Source organism: Rhizobium sp. C104 (assembly GCF_022354505.1).
In the GTDB taxonomy this organism is placed as follows: Bacteria; Pseudomonadota; Alphaproteobacteria; order Rhizobiales; family Rhizobiaceae; genus Rhizobium; species Rhizobium redzepovicii.
In genome coordinates, this window is the sequence record NZ_CP092349.1 from 175,473 (window position 1) to 189,851 (window position 14,379).

A 14,379-nucleotide genomic window follows, 5' to 3' on the forward strand; every position below is an offset into this window, starting at 1 on the left:
CCCTTAAGAGCAGATGTTGCGCTTATCCGTTCACCGGTACCGTGGCGATGAATGTCTTATGAAGCGTGGTGGGTAAGCCGCGGTTCCACTGCAATGAGGCAACAATTCTGACAGAGTCTATCTCTGCAGTCGAAGCCTGGAAGGTTAGGATTGCTATGTTTCTGCGTCATGATCCTAGTTCTCTATGCAACACGACGGGCGCTCTACTCGTCGTGGCATTGTCAGCAGCGATCTCATCGGCTCGGCGCGAAATGCCGTTTGGCCGACGAGGTATTTTGGATATCACCATTCCAAACCGCGATGGCTGCGCAAAGGGCTATCTCTTAAGCAAAGTTGCGCTGCACAGCGGTGCATCGCGGCAGCCCGCCTGAGAGCGCGCCATGGAGCGGCCGGCCCTCAGTGTCCTCATCAACAATTACAACTACGCTCGCTTTGTCGGACGGGCCATAGACAGCGTATTGAACCAAGACGCGTGCAACGTCGAGATCATCGTCGTCGATGACGGCTCGACCGACCAGTCGCGGTCTGTTCTGCAAGCGTATGACGGCCGAGTAAAGGTGATCTTTCAGGAGAACGCCGGACAGGCCGCCGCGATCAATACCGCCGTGAGATCAAGCGTGGGCCAGATCCTCTGTTTTCTGGATGCCGACGACTGGTGGGCGCCGAGCAAGCTGTCAGCGATGGCTGCAGCGTTCCGCGCCAACCCTCAGGCATCGCTCGTCTATCATCGACTGCAGCCGACGCTTGTCGATGGCACGCCGACTTCCAAGCCGATCCCTCGAACGCTGTGTTCCGGCGCCTTGTCGCCGCTACTCACACGATCGGCTGGTTGGTGGCCTTTTCCGATGACGTCGGCCGTCGCGGTACGTCGAAGCGCATGGGATGCTGCGGGCAGCATTCCAGAACAGTTCCGCATATCAGCCGACGCCTGGCTCGTGGGCATCTATCCGTTTCTGGGGGACGTGATTGCCATGCCGGATCCGCTTGGATTCTACCGCATCCACAATAACAACTGGCATCGCTCAACCGAGGACGCCACCACGCTACGGCGGCGGATGACGCACTGGCGGCATACCGTTGAGGTAACGAACCTGTTTCTCTCAACCCATGACCTGCCGGCAAGACTACATCTGGCGGATCACTATCCCTATCGCGTTGCCTCGGCGAAGCTGCAGGGCGCCGACGCTCTCAGCCGGTTCAAGCTTGCGGTCGAAGGCCTCTTCTTTGCCGGCGAACCGAACCTGCTCAGGCGGACGCGCGATAGTTTGCGCTCGGCGCGCGGCCTGTCACGGATCGGTCTTGATGTAGGATTGTCGGAGGCAGCGAAATGAAGGCGCTGTTATTGGTTTCCGAACTGGAAGATTATACCATCTCCTTCGCCAGCGGCGTTGCCCAACACCTGGACGTTGTGCTTGCCGTGCCGCGCCGGCGCTATGCGCATCTCGCCTCTTCCTTCGATCCGGCTGTTGATCTGCACCTTCTCGACTGGCCGAGACACCGTTCTCTCTCCAATCCCTGGTTTCTGTACCAGCTCACGCGCCTGATCCGGCGGGAGCAGCCGAACCTTATTCATCTCCTTAGCAATTCGACGCTTTGGCTGAACCTCGCCGTGCCGTTCTGGCGCCCGATCCCGCTTGTGACGACCATCCATGACGTGGAAATCCATCCCGGCGATATGGAGACGCGCACGCTGCCCGGCTGGGCTCCCGAACTGATGGTAAGGCAATCCGGACATCTTGTCGTCCACGGGGAGGGACTGAAGCAACTGGTTCTCGATCGATACGCGAAATCCGCCGATCACGTCCATGTCCTGTCGCATCCCTCCATCCTTCGTTATGCGGAACTCGCCCGGCGACAGAAGATGACGCCGCGCGAAGCCGATGGAACTATACGCGTGCTGCTGTTCGGGCGGATTTTTGCCTACAAGGGTCTGGAACATCTGGTCCGGGCCGAAGCGATACTCAAGGATGTGCTTCCCAACCTGCGCATCACGGTCGCGGGCCGCGGCGACGACCCGCGGATATTCCAGGCGCTTATGGGCGATGCCGGCCGTTACGATATTCGCAATCGTTTCATCGAGGATACGGAGGTCGCCCAGCTATTCCTCGACACCGACATCGTCGTGCTTCCCTACACGGAAGCATCCCAAAGCGGTGTGCTCAACCTTGCGGCCGCATTTGGCAAACCGGTCATCGTTACGGATGTCGGCGAGTTGGGTGGCACCGTTCAGCCCAACGGGTTGGGAATGGTGGTCCCTCCCGGAGATGCCAAAGAGCTCGCGGCAGCGGTGAGGACATTGGCAGACAGCGGCGAGCTTAGAAACAAGTTCGGCACCAATGCGCTTCAATGGGCCAAAGGACCGAATTCGCCGGAACGGGTCGGCGGTCAGGCCGCGGCCGTTTATCGAGAGGTGGTCGGGTCATGCTGATGGAGGCGCTCACGGACAGAAGTCGGCTGGCGGCACGGAGCGCAGCTAGCGTCCGCCACTATGTTCCAGGCGGCTGCGAAAACGGCGGCGGCATTGGCAGGCTGGTCGGCTATATAACCGAGACGGCGAAAGAGACCGGCGCCAAACATTTCGTCACCGATACGAGAGGGGCGCGATGGTCCAAATTGACGTCGCCGGCGCGCCTCATCGGCGCCATCCTGACGATGGCGAAGGACCGGATCGTTGCACCCGACCGCATTCACCATATCCATCTCGCCGGCCGCGGCAGCACCTCGCGAAAACTGATCCTGACGGAGGCTGCCCGTTTATTCGGATGCTGCCACATGTTGCACCTGCACGACTACGACTATGCCGGCGACTTTGCGCAACGCTCGCCGCGCCAACAACGGCTCATCCGTCGGATGTTCCAGAATGCCGATTGCGTTGTGGCGCTGGGCCGGCGCGACCGCATGACGCTGACGACCCTTCTGGGCGTTGACGAGCGCCGCACGGTCGTTGCCCATAATTGCGTCCCCGATCCCGGGGCGCACGATATTCGCGCCGGCCAGACACCGCTGATCATATTCCTTGGCCGGTTGAGCGAACGCAAGGGCGTCACGGAGCTTCTGCTGGCCCTCAGCCACCCCGTCATGAAAGACCTCAAGTGGAGGGCTGTATTGGCAGGCGACGGGCCCGTCGAGGATTATCGCCGTCAGGCCGACGCCATGTCGCTTTCCAATTTGGTAGAGATGCCCGGCTGGCTCGACGCAGCTGAGGCGCGAGCCCTGTGTGCGCGTGCAGATATCCTGGTCCTGCCTTCGCACGCCGAAGGTCTGGCAATGGCCGTGCTCGAAGGGCTGTCCCACGGGCTCGCAGTCGTCACGACGCGTGTCGGAGCGCACGACGAAGTTATTACCGACGGTGAAACCGGGATCTTCGTGCCCATCGGAGATCCGAATGCCTTGGCTGCAGCCTTGGCGAAACTGGTGACCGATCCGGAAACCTGCATCCGCCTCTCGGTCCAGGGGCGCATGCATTACCTCAACCATTTCAGCATGAAGGCCTATATGCGGTCGCTCGAGCAACTATACGAAACCGTTTCCGCGAAACCTCAAGCAGTGGTTGGCGCCCGATGACGATTTCCACTCTTCCGCCGGACCGCAATCTTCCGATCTCGCCGATGCGCTATGACCCGCGCTTTCAGGTAGAGACCAAGGCGGACAACTTCGATCTGGCATCGATTTACCGTCTCGTCCGCCGAAGAATGATCATGATCATCACGATAACCATGCTGCTCATGGCGCCCGCGGCGATTATGATCTTTGGGCTGAAGCCCACCTACCAGGGCTGGGCCCGGTTGATTGTCCACCAGCCCCTTGCAACATCACTTGATGCGGATGATTCCAGCCACAGTGATCTGCTTGACGCGAAATCGGAGACTGAGCGGCTTCTATCCAGAAGCATCGCAGAGCGAGTTGTCCGCGAACTGCAGCTTAACGTGCGGGAGGAATTCAATCCGGCGCTGCGGGAGATTTCCCTCATCGAAAGGATCCGGACGAAGCTGCGCGGCCTGTTCGACACGAAAAAGCCCACCTCGCCTTTACGGGACAACATCAACGCCATCATCCCAGAATATTATAGGGCGCTCGGCGTGTGGCATGAAGATAAGAGTGACGTCATCCAGATCAGCTTCAATTCGACTGATCCTGAACTGGCAGCCGTGGTGCCGAACCGGGTCATCGGCATTTACCTCGATGAGCGGAAGGAGAGCGTGCGTGGCCGCCTGGATGCAGCGGAAGAGTGGATACGACAGCGCATCACGGAACAGCAGGTTCGCGCTGACACGTCTCGCGACGCGGCCCGCAACTATCAAGAATCGATGGACGTCGTCTCGAAAGAGGACGCTCAGGAGGAACGGATCAAGTCATTTCTGGAACTCACTGGCCGAGAAGGGAAAATCGAAGAAAGCCGGGTTGAGGTAGAGGCGGTGATCTCGACGCTGGAATCAGCGGATAACGCTTCGGTCGCTGCGCAGAATATCGTCGTCCCTGACAGCATTGCCATAAAGCAACGCGATCTTCGCGGACAGGAGCAGGATCTCGCCCGTCTTCTCGAGACATATGACGGCAATGCCGAGGCCGTGGTGGAGCTACGTGGAGAGATCCAAGAATCCCGTGCCGGTCTCGAACTGGCGACCAAACAGTATCTCCAGACAATGCGCGCCAAGCTCGTCGCACTTGATCATGAAGCTGAAGCAGTACAATCCAGGTTGGTTGTTGCTAATGAAAAACGCATACGCGATGCGCTGGTGCAGACGGAATTGTTGCGACTGCAGAAAATCGCCGAAAAGGAACAAACGGCACTCGACAAGCTTGAGAACCAGCGCCGTGACCTCGCCGCGAAAGCCATGCTGCCGGGGGCGGAGTTGGAAGTTCTAACACCGGCTACAGTGCCGCTCACGTCAACGGGACGTGGACGGCTCTCCTATCTGGTGGGCGCCCTCCTGGCTGCGATCTCTGCCGCCGTAACGGCTGCTTTCGTGATCGAAATGTGGGACCGGACGGTTCGCAGTTTCGACCAAATAGCTGGAATGGCGCGCACCTTACCGGCTGGACTTATCCCACGTCTGGCGCGGAGTGAAAATTCGAAGACGATGTTCGCACATATGCCGGTCCCGATGTTTGACGAAGCAATCCGGACCGTGGTGCTTTCACTCAAGCAGTCCAATGGCGGCAAATTGCCGAACAGTATTGTCGTTACCTCGGCTCACAGCGGAGATGGCAAGTCGCTTGTCGCGCGATCGCTGGCCATGGAACTTGCCGCTGCCGCGATTCCGGTCCTGCTGGTCGATGGCGACCTCCGACGGGGAAAACTCGATGCGTTTTTCAGGTCGGGGGTCATGTGCGGACTGAACGAATTCCTGAACGGTCAGGCCGATTTCCGCGACATCGTCTACCACCATCCAAGCGGCATCGATTTCATTCCATCTGGAAAATTCAGTCTCCAGCGGCGGGTCCGTCCGAACGGCCTGGCAGAAATCATCGAGATGGCGGTCGCGGCCGGCCAGATTGTCATCTTCGACAGCGCGCCTGTACTCGCCTCGGCAGATACCGTGCTTTTGACCTCCCTGGCGGAAAGAACACTGGCAATCGTTAGATGGGGGAAGACGAGCCGACGCGCAGTCGAGTTCAGCCTGCAGCAAATGAAAAGCTCACGAAATTCGGAAATCATCGTCGCGATCAACAACGTAAACCCCGAAAAGCACGCATTGTATAATTTCAGCGACTCGGAATTGTTTTCGAAATCTCTGATGAAATACTACAAATTCAAAGCATGAATACATCACACGCAGTGTTTAAACGCTCAATTTGCTTCTGGATTGGTATCGAGTTGGAGGAACCATGGATACGGGAATGAGAGAGAACCGAAAAGTTGCGCTGATTACCGGCATAACCGGTCAGGACGGCGCGTATCTGGCCGAAATGCTGTTGGAGAAAGGCTATATCGTTCACGGCCTGAAGCGCCGCTCATCATCCTTCAACACCAGTCGCATCGAGCATCTCTACGAGGATCCCCACATCGAGAATCCTCGCTTTATCCTGCATTTCGGGGACATGACCAATTCAACGAATCTCATCCGTGTCGTTCAGGAAACGCAGCCGGACGAGATCTACAATCTCGCCGCACAGAGCCACGTTCAAGTCTCTTTCGAGACGCCGGAATACACAGCGAACGCGGATGGAACCGGCACCCTTCGGTTACTTGAAGCAATTCGCCTCCTGGGGCTGACCAAGAAGACCCGCTTCTATCAAGCGTCCACCTCCAGACTCTACGGCAAAGTCCAGGAAGTCCCGCAGAGCGAAACGACGCCTTTCTACCCTCGATCACCCTACGCGGCCGCCAAGCTCTACGCCTATTGGATTGTGGTCAATTATCGCGAGGCATATGGCATGCACGCCTCGAACGGCATCTTGTTCAATCATGAAAGCCCGATCCGCGGCGAAACATTCGTGACCCGCAAGATCACCCGGGCGGCGGCGGCGATCCATCTTGGCCTGCAGGACAGGCTCTATCTCGGCAATCTCGATGCCAAGCGCGACTGGGGACATGCACGAGAATATGTCCGCGGCATGTGGCTGATGCTGCAACAGGACCAACCGGAGGACTATGTCCTTGCAACCGGCGAAACGCACTCGGTTCGTTCCTTTGTCGACAAGGCTTTTGCCAAGGTGGGCATGCAAATTGATTGGCGTGGGAACGGCGTTGAGGAAAAGGGATACGACAAGACATCCGGTCGGTGTGTGGTGGAGATCGATCCCGCTTATTTCCGTCCGACTGAAGTTGATCTTCTGATCGGCGACCCGACGAAGGCGCACACGAAGCTTGGCTGGAAACATGAGACCAGTCTTGATCAGCTGGTTGCGGAGATGGTTCGCGAGGACCTCAAAGTCATGGCACGAAATGTTCCGTCGGCAGGTGTAACCAAGGGTTTTGCCTATGCCTGAGGTGATCTACAGCCTTGCTGGAAAAAGGGTCTATGTCGCGGGCCACCGCGGCATGGTGGGCTCTGCGATCGTGCGGCGTCTTGCTTCGGAGGGCTGCGAGATTTTGACGGCGACCCGTGCCGAGGTCGACCTCAGACGGCAGGAGGAGGTGGAAGCTTGGATGAGCAAGAATCGTCCCCACGCTGTCTTCCTCGCTGCTGCGAGGGTCGGCGGCATTCTCGCAAACGCGACCTATCCGGCCGACTTCCTTTATGACAACCTCGTTCTCCAAGCCAATGTCATCCACGCGGCCCATCGAGTCGACGTCGAAAAACTGATGTTTCTAGGTTCGTCCTGCATCTATCCGAAACTCGCCGACCAACCGATCGTCGAGGAGGCACTTCTCACTGGATCGCTTGAGCCTACGAACGAATGGTATGCGATTGCCAAAATCGCCGGATTAAAGCTTTGCCAAGCCTATCGCAAACAGCATGGCAGAGATTTCATCTCGGCCATGCCCACCAATCTTTACGGCCCAGAGGACAATTTTGACCTCGGATCCAGCCATGTGATGCCGGCGCTAATACGCAAGGCGCATGATGCCAAGATCAACGGGCAGCAAGAGATATGCATCTGGGGTACTGGCACACCGCTGCGCGAATTCCTGCATGTTGACGATTGCGCCAACGCCTGCGTCCATCTCATGAAGACCTATTCCGCCGAAAGTCATGTGAACGTCGGTTCCGGCGAAGACATTGCCATCCTCGAATTGGCGCATCTCGTCTCCAAGGTCGTTGGCTTCAAAGGCAAGATCAGGCGCGACCTCACCAAGCCAGACGGCACGCCACGAAAACTCTTGAATGTCGATAAGCTTCGCACACTCGGCTGGTCACCCAAGATAGGTCTGAAGGAGGGCATCGAAGACGCCTATCGCTCCTTCCTGGATGGTCATTATCTCGAACGCGGCAGCAGCGAAGTTATGGCCGGGGGCGTGATGGGTGGAAGCGACATCGGTTTGGAGAGAGCCGAGACTTCGGCGCTGCACGTTTAGACGCTTGCTACGGTCGCTCACCCTCGCGCATAGCGAATTAGCGCGGGGAATAAAAAGCTTTGTCCGGGGGGACGCATATGCTGGGATGGAGCAGATAATGCAACCAGTAGAAATCAGGATTGCAGCGCTCATTTTCCTCATAGTCGTGTGGGCGGTGATTATCGGTACGGCAATGGATTTTTTCGCGGTCGACATACCGATGTCGCTTGTCGCTCTATTGCATAGATAGTCCGCGTCGGATGTCTCGGCGAGATTACCTTTCACTGAGAGGTAGCCATCCTTCCCGAAGCTACAGCCTATCAAGGAACCCTTGGCGAACATCCCGGTTTAGCTTTTTGAGGCGGCAGCACAGATGCGTTCAATGAGAATGCGTCGAAACCTGCAAGAACAGCTGAACGCTCCGTGGCAATCAATGGCAATCTTAGGTATTCAACATGCACGCCGAGACGATAATTTTCGAGCCGAGCGACTGGGTTCCGAACAATCCGCGTCTTCCGGTGTTGATTTATCGAGGCCTTTTTGGCTACGGTGGACCAGCTGATTTCGAAAATCGCTTCGTAGCCAATGGTTGGACAGGCATCTGGACAAACGGCGTCTTCAATTATCAGCATTACCATTCCGGCGCCCATGAGGTGCTTGGGATTGCAATTGGTGGCGCTACCCTGCTGATCGGCGGTCCCGGCGGTCAGGCACTCAAGGTCGCTGCGGGAGACTGTTTGGTGCTTCCAGCCGGGACGGGGCACCAAAATCTCGGTTGCACAGCGGACTTCCAGGTCGTCGGCGCCTATCCCAAGGGACAGCATGCCGACATCCAGACTTCGGCTGCTTCAAGCGAAATGCTGGCGAAAATCTCGTCCGTTCCCCTACCCCACAGCGATCCCGTTCAAGGCCCGTCGGGATTTCTAACCGAGACATGGCGGTAGTCATTCGCGGAACCCGACCGATGTCGCGGTCGTAGACCCGATCAATGGCCTCGCCGGGGAGCACCGGCCATCCTTGGGTGAATTGAACAAAACTCGTGTCGACGCCTTATCTGCCTTGAAGCTTGCTAAAGGCCAGGACCATGGACGTCAGGCAGACAATCGACGCGGTCGAACAGTGGCTCAGAACGTTCGTGTTGAGCGAATGGACGTTTTACCAATTCGGGATCATCGCCGTCGGTTACCTCGCTGCGTCTTTTCTGGCATCGCGCACCGAGCCTGCATTGGAATCGAAAGCGAGGCGCATCAAAGGTAATCCGGACCTGTTGCGCGTCATAATCGCTTTCATGCGCCGCTTGAAGTGGCTCTTTCTGGCCGTATGGCTATGGCTTGCAAACGTCGCTCTCACACAAACGACCTGGCCGTCGCGACGGTGGCTGGTCTCGACCGCCCTGACGCTGACGGCGGCGTGGTTCATCATCTCCGTCCTGACCAAGATCATCCGCAATCCCACATTGTCGCGTATCGTCGCAATCTTCAGCTGGAGCTACGTCGCGTTGTACGCACTTCGGCTTGACGATCCCGTGCTCTCCGCGCTCGATGGGCTGGCTGTCAATCTGGGCGCGGTGCGCCTTTCACTGCTTCTTGTGCTCAAAGCCGTCGTCCTGGCCGTCACGCTCATCTGGGTCGCGGTTCTCGTCGGCAATGTCCTTTCCCATTGGGTGCAGAGGTCGGGCGACCTTTCGCCATCGATCAAGGTTCTAATCAGCAAATTCATAAAAATCGGCTTGATCATAATCGCCGGCGCAATCGCCTTATCAGCCACCGGCATCGACCTCACCGCATTGACCGTTTTTTCCGGTGCCCTTGGCGTAGGCATAGGCTTCGGCCTTCAGAAGGTCGTATCGAACTTCATCTCCGGCATCATCATCCTCCTCGACAAATCCATCAAGCCGGGCGACACGATCACGCTCGGCGATACCTTCGGTTCGATCCGCGATCTGCGTTCGCGGTTCGTCTCGGTCATCACGCGTGACGGTAAAGAATACCTCATCCCCAACGAGGACTTTATCTCCCAACAGGTGGTCAACTGGTCGTTCTCCAGCGACTACGTCAGGATCGACGTCGACTTCGGCACGGCTTATGACAGCGACCCGCATGAGGTCGTCAGCATCGCAATCGCAACCGCCTCGACGCTGGACCGCGTCGCCAATCAATACAAGCCGCCGGTATGCTGGCTCATCTGCTTTGGTGCTTCGTCGCTGGACTTCCGGCTCCGCTTCTGGATCTCCGATCCCGCAAATGGCCTGACGAATGTCAGGGGTCAGGTGCTGATGGCGCTTTGGGACGCGTTCAAGCAAGCCGGCATCTCCATCCCGTTCCCGCATCGGGAGATCATCATGAAGACGCCTGTCGAGATCAAGCAATCGCGCGAGGACTAAGCAGATCAGGCTCTCGTTCAAACACAAAACGGGCGGCCGTTACCAACCCTCTCCATTTTCGATCGCCATGATGAACTCCTCGAAGCCGCCCCCGAGCACTCTCACCTCATCCTCCCATGGGCCGGCGAACACAAACGGGATCGAGATGTAGTTTCCATCTATGATGCCATAGGCAGCTGGCCCGCCGTTCGAACCGATCAGAAAGCGACGCTCCTGGAGCTCAAACATGTCGTACCCGGCAGCCAATGCAAGCTCCTGGATGCTCCAAACAACCAGGTAGCCCCGACCTATCTCGTCATTGAACCCATTTGAGACACGCAGGAATGCCTTATAGTCGTCAGGCAATATGATCCCGAGTTCGGTTTCGCATTCTTCTATTTCAGCCAAGCTGGCTCCGGGCGGTTGAAATCCATGCCGCAATTTTTCGAACAAGGAGCCTACTCCATCGAACCCGCACATCCATCGCTATCAGGTAAGCGATCCAAGGCGCTTGGCAACCCGCCTCGACTATCGCACTGGGATAGCGTGAAGTGATGGGCAAGTCGCCGAAGCGTCTTGACGGCACGCTGACGTCGGCCACATGTCGCCGGATTCTGTCGGCACTTTCCGGGTGCCAGCGAGATCTTAGGAACGGCGCCGATGCGAAATCCTATTTTACCGGCCATTGTGGCCTTGTTGTCGGCCGGCACCGTTGCGGGTGCCATTCTGCTTCGCCGGACTGGTTTCGATCGATGCCTGAAAACCGTTTCGACGGACATCTATCGCCAGGGCGGTACGGCGACCTTGGATCCGAAAGACGTCGAAGCGCAAGCAGCGCGCATCTGCTCGGATCATGGGGCAAGGTAAGCCGAAGAGTTGTCTTACGCGAAGCGGATCGCCGTTCTCGCCCGCGCCTTTGCGGCAACTTCCTCTCGATCACGAGGAGGTTGGGAGGTCTCAAGCGAACTCAGCAGCTCGTGAGCGCACTTGGCGATCGACATGACCGCCTGCTCGAACGCCGCCTCATTGCGTTTCGACGGCTTGGTGGTTCCGCTCAACTTTCGCACGAACTGAAGCGCGGCGTCATGGATCTCATCGTCCGTCGCTGGCGGATCGAAATTGAACAGTGGTTTGATATTTCGGCACATGAGCTGCTCCCGTTCTTCTCCTCTCTTCCACCGAGAGGAGGGATGACCGCACATAAAGTAGTCGCGGGAGCGTGATTTACCAACGTACCGTGTAGCCGCGACTACTGATTTGATGCCTCCAGGTTCGCATATGCCTGTCGAACTTTGCTCTTCACACTAAGTTCCCCAAATGGACCGAGCAACGCATCGCAATCACGGGCTCTCCCGTTGTTTCCATCCTGCCCGGCCCGGAAGCCAAGGTGCTAACGGCGACGGTAGACTGATCCATGGATATGACGCGCATCCGAGATCACATGGTGGAGCACCAACTGACGCGACGTGGCATTGATGATCGAAGCGTCATCGAGGCGATGCGCACGGTGCCCCGCGAAAAATTTGTCGCTCCAGGCTTCGAGGATTTTGCCTATGAGGATGCGCCGCTGTCGATCGGCGACGGCCAGACGATTTCGCAGCCGTTCATTGTGGCTCTGATGCTCGAAAAGGCCGGTCTGAAAGCCGGCGACAAGGCGCTCGAGGTCGGCACGGGCTCGGGTTACGCTTCAGCCCTGATGAGCCGGATCGTAAGGCAGGTCTATTCCATCGAGCGCCATGAAAGGCTGGCGCTTCAGGCCAGGGACCGGTTCGAGACGCTCGGATACCACAATATTGAGGTCCGCGTGGGTGACGGCAGCAAGGGCTGGCCGGACGCCGCCCCATTCGACGCCATTGTCGTTTCTGCGGCAGCACCCGAGGTGCCGTCCGCCTTGAAGGAACAGTTGAACCTCGGAGGGCGGCTCATCATCCCGGTCGGCCGCGGTCAAGAGCAGCGCCTGAAACGCGTCACGCGCACCGGGCCCGCGGCGTTCGAGGAAGACGATCTCGGCGGGGTGGTCTTCGTTCCCCTGATCGGTGAAGACGCCTGGACTGCGGCACATCCGATGTACACGGCGACGGTGCCATCGCCGGGAACTTTTGCGGCCGGCCCAGGTTCTCAGCCAAGAGTACAGGGAGCGGGCATGGAAACAACATACAGGTTGCCGGCGCTGCCTGAAGGCGTGCTCGATCATACCGAATTCCAGCAACGGTTCTGGGCCCTTCAACGTCTTTCCTGGATCATGTTCACGCTTCTTCTGGCGATCTGCTTGCTCGGTTTACTTGGAAGAGGCGGCCCGTTTTCGCGGCAAACATTGATGTTATCAGATGGGTCCGTGGACTTTCCCGTCATCTCCCGGTGGAATGCTCCCGAGGATATGACGGTGAATTTCCTAGCCTCATCCGAAGACAGGGTCTTCACGATCGATGCCGCCTTTCTTCGAACCTTCTCGGTTCAGGGCATCGACCCGCCCCAGAAGGCGACCTTCGCGCGTGATGGCCGGATAGGTTACGTGTTCGCCGCCGACCCGGCAGAGCCGACACAGATCGTGTTCCGTCTGCAAACACAACAACCCGGCGCTCGCCGCGCCACCATCGGCCTGGGCGAAGAGGTCCGGACCCAATCCACTTTCATCTTTCCTTGAGGGCGGCACGGTGGATGCAGTATTCCGCGGACTGGCAATTTATTTCACGCTGCTCGTGATCATCCGCTTGTCGGGACGGCGGACATTGGCCCAGATGACGCCGTTCGACCTGGTCATCGTTCTCGTTATCTCCGAAACCACGCAGCAGGCAATGCTGGGCGACGACTTCTCCATCACCAACGCCGTTATCTTGATCCTGACGCTGTTTACCACAGACATCGGCCTCTCCTACGTGAAGAGGTGGTGGCCGCGCGCAGCTCATATCATCGATGGGGTTCCGACCGTTCTGGTAACGGATGGCGTCTACGACGAACGCGCGCTCAAAGGAGCCCGCCTGCAGAAGGAAGATGTCATGCAAGCGGCTCGAAGCCAGGAGGGCATCGAAAGCGTGGCGGAGATAAAATTTGCCATCCTCGAGGTGAGCGGCAACATCAGCATCATCAAGAAACAGAAATCCGGCTGACAAGAAGAGGAAATCTCGGCCTATCCTAGATGTCCCCCACTATCAGTACCTTGATTGTCATTCACCTCGCTTGATCCATCCAAATCGTTCCGAACAACTTGAGCGAAGCTTGCTCTGCGGCGTTATATCAAGCTATCTTTTTGGGGCCGTTGGTTTATGTTATGTTCATGGACATCATCGACAGAAACAACGTAATCGTCAGCGGCACGGGCGACGAAGCAATGGTCTTCGCGCACGGGTTTGGCTGCGACAGCAACATGTGGCGGCTCGTGGCTCCGGCCTTCGAGGACAAATACCGCGTCGTCCTGTTCGACAATGTCGGTGCCGGCAAGTCCGACCTGAAGGCCTATTCCTTCGAGAAGTACGCCACCCTCGATGGCTATGCGGACGACGCGGTGGAGATCATTGATGCCCTATCGCTGAAGAAGGTTGTCTTTGTCGGCCATTCGGTCAGTGCGATGGTCGGACTGATTGCGGCCAGGAAGCGTCCTGATCTCTTCAAGTCGCTGGTCATGGTCGGCCCTTCCCCGTGCTATATCGACAGCGACGGCTATGTCGGCGGCTTCTCACAGGGTCAGATCGAGGAGCTGATGGAGTTCCTGGATTCCAACCACTTGGGATGGTCCGGCGCGATGGCGCCGGCCATCATGGGCAATCCGGACAGGCCAGCGCTCGCCGAGGAACTGACGGAGAGCTTCTGCAGGACGGATCCAGAGATCGCGCGCCATTTCGCCCGGACGACCTTTCTGTCAGACTGCAGGGATCTCTTGCAGGGCTTCGACATCCCGACACTGATCCTTCAATGTTCGAGCGACGTGATTGCCCCTGTCGAGGTCGGCGAGTACGTGCACAGGCATCTTGCAAACAGCAGCCTGGTAATCATGAAGGCGACCGGACACTGCCCCAATCTGAGCGCACCCAAGGAGACTATCTCCGCCATCGAAAACTTCCTCGGCAAGGCCGCATAA

At 57.8% G+C, this 14,379-nt stretch carries 13 protein-coding genes; 11 read left to right on the forward strand and 2 right to left on the reverse strand.

Translation table 11 applies throughout. From position 1 onward, the window contains the following. The first annotated feature begins 380 nt into the window (after nucleotides 1-380). The 8 genes from MF410_RS24080 (at nucleotide 381) to MF410_RS24115 (ending at nucleotide 10,325) form a co-directional block, all read left to right on the forward strand. Nucleotides 381-1,331: a glycosyltransferase gene (locus MF410_RS24080; protein ID WP_097627792.1), complete on the forward strand. Its 951-nt coding sequence runs from the start codon at nucleotides 381-383 to the stop codon at nucleotides 1,329-1,331. Next, the gene (locus tag MF410_RS24085; protein ID WP_097627793.1) at nucleotides 1,328-2,428 is read left to right on the forward strand and encodes a glycosyltransferase family 4 protein; all 1,101 of its coding nucleotides are present in this window, start codon (nucleotides 1,328-1,330) and stop codon (nucleotides 2,426-2,428) included. Before MF410_RS24080 ends, MF410_RS24085 begins: the two co-directional genes overlap by 4 nt. Further along, nucleotides 2,422-3,564 carry a glycosyltransferase family 4 protein gene (locus MF410_RS24090; protein WP_097627794.1) on the forward strand — a complete coding sequence of 381 codons (1,143 nt, stop codon included), beginning with the start codon at nucleotides 2,422-2,424 and terminating at the stop codon, nucleotides 3,562-3,564. The genes MF410_RS24085 and MF410_RS24090 overlap by 7 nt, the downstream gene beginning before the upstream one ends. Further along, nucleotides 3,561-5,765, forward strand: a complete 2,205-nt coding sequence (locus MF410_RS24095) for a polysaccharide biosynthesis tyrosine autokinase (protein WP_097627795.1) — start codon at nucleotides 3,561-3,563, stop codon at nucleotides 5,763-5,765. The genes MF410_RS24090 and MF410_RS24095 overlap by 4 nt, the downstream gene beginning before the upstream one ends. Nucleotides 5,766-5,829: 64 nt before the next feature. Further along, nucleotides 5,830-6,933 (forward strand): GDP-mannose 4,6-dehydratase, encoded by a 1,104-nt coding sequence (gmd, locus tag MF410_RS24100; RefSeq protein WP_239620468.1) that lies wholly within the window; start codon nucleotides 5,830-5,832, stop codon nucleotides 6,931-6,933. Further along, the gene (locus MF410_RS24105; RefSeq protein ID WP_097627797.1) at nucleotides 6,926-7,963 is read left to right on the forward strand and encodes a GDP-L-fucose synthase; all 1,038 of its coding nucleotides are present in this window, start codon (nucleotides 6,926-6,928) and stop codon (nucleotides 7,961-7,963) included. The genes gmd and MF410_RS24105 overlap by 8 nt, the downstream gene beginning before the upstream one ends. A gap of 434 nt (nucleotides 7,964-8,397) precedes the next feature. Continuing rightward, on the forward strand, nucleotides 8,398-8,886 hold the full coding sequence (locus tag MF410_RS24110; RefSeq protein ID WP_097627799.1) for a cupin: 489 nt from the start codon (nucleotides 8,398-8,400) through the stop codon (nucleotides 8,884-8,886). Between the two features lie 140 nt (nucleotides 8,887-9,026). Next, nucleotides 9,027-10,325, forward strand: coding sequence for a mechanosensitive ion channel domain-containing protein (locus MF410_RS24115; RefSeq protein ID WP_097627800.1), 1,299 nt, complete (start codon nucleotides 9,027-9,029; stop codon nucleotides 10,323-10,325). A gap of 39 nt (nucleotides 10,326-10,364) precedes the next feature. Here the strand turns inward: MF410_RS24115 and MF410_RS24120 are convergent, their stop codons facing one another. Beyond that, on the reverse strand, nucleotides 10,365-10,757 hold the full coding sequence (locus tag MF410_RS24120) for an SMI1/KNR4 family protein (protein ID WP_097627956.1): 393 nt from the start codon (nucleotides 10,755-10,757) through the stop codon (nucleotides 10,365-10,367). 428 nt (nucleotides 10,758-11,185) lie between these two features. Further along, nucleotides 11,186-11,452 carry a DUF2277 domain-containing protein gene (locus MF410_RS24125; RefSeq protein ID WP_012560057.1) on the reverse strand — a complete coding sequence of 89 codons (267 nt, stop codon included), beginning with the start codon at nucleotides 11,450-11,452 and terminating at the stop codon, nucleotides 11,186-11,188. A gap of 266 nt (nucleotides 11,453-11,718) precedes the next feature. Here MF410_RS24125 and MF410_RS24130 point away from each other — a divergent pair, with 266 nt between their 5' ends. From MF410_RS24130 to MF410_RS24140, 3 genes are all read left to right on the forward strand, one after another. Next, a complete protein-coding gene (locus MF410_RS24130; protein WP_097627802.1) occupies nucleotides 11,719-12,948 on the forward strand; it encodes a protein-L-isoaspartate(D-aspartate) O-methyltransferase in 1,230 nt (409 codons plus the stop codon). A 10-nt stretch (nucleotides 12,949-12,958) separates the two neighbouring features. Beyond that, a complete protein-coding gene (locus MF410_RS24135) occupies nucleotides 12,959-13,411 on the forward strand; it encodes a YetF domain-containing protein (protein ID WP_097627803.1) in 453 nt (150 codons plus the stop codon). A 167-nt stretch (nucleotides 13,412-13,578) separates the two neighbouring features. Continuing rightward, nucleotides 13,579-14,379, forward strand: coding sequence for an alpha/beta hydrolase (locus tag MF410_RS24140; protein WP_097627957.1), 801 nt, complete (start codon nucleotides 13,579-13,581; stop codon nucleotides 14,377-14,379).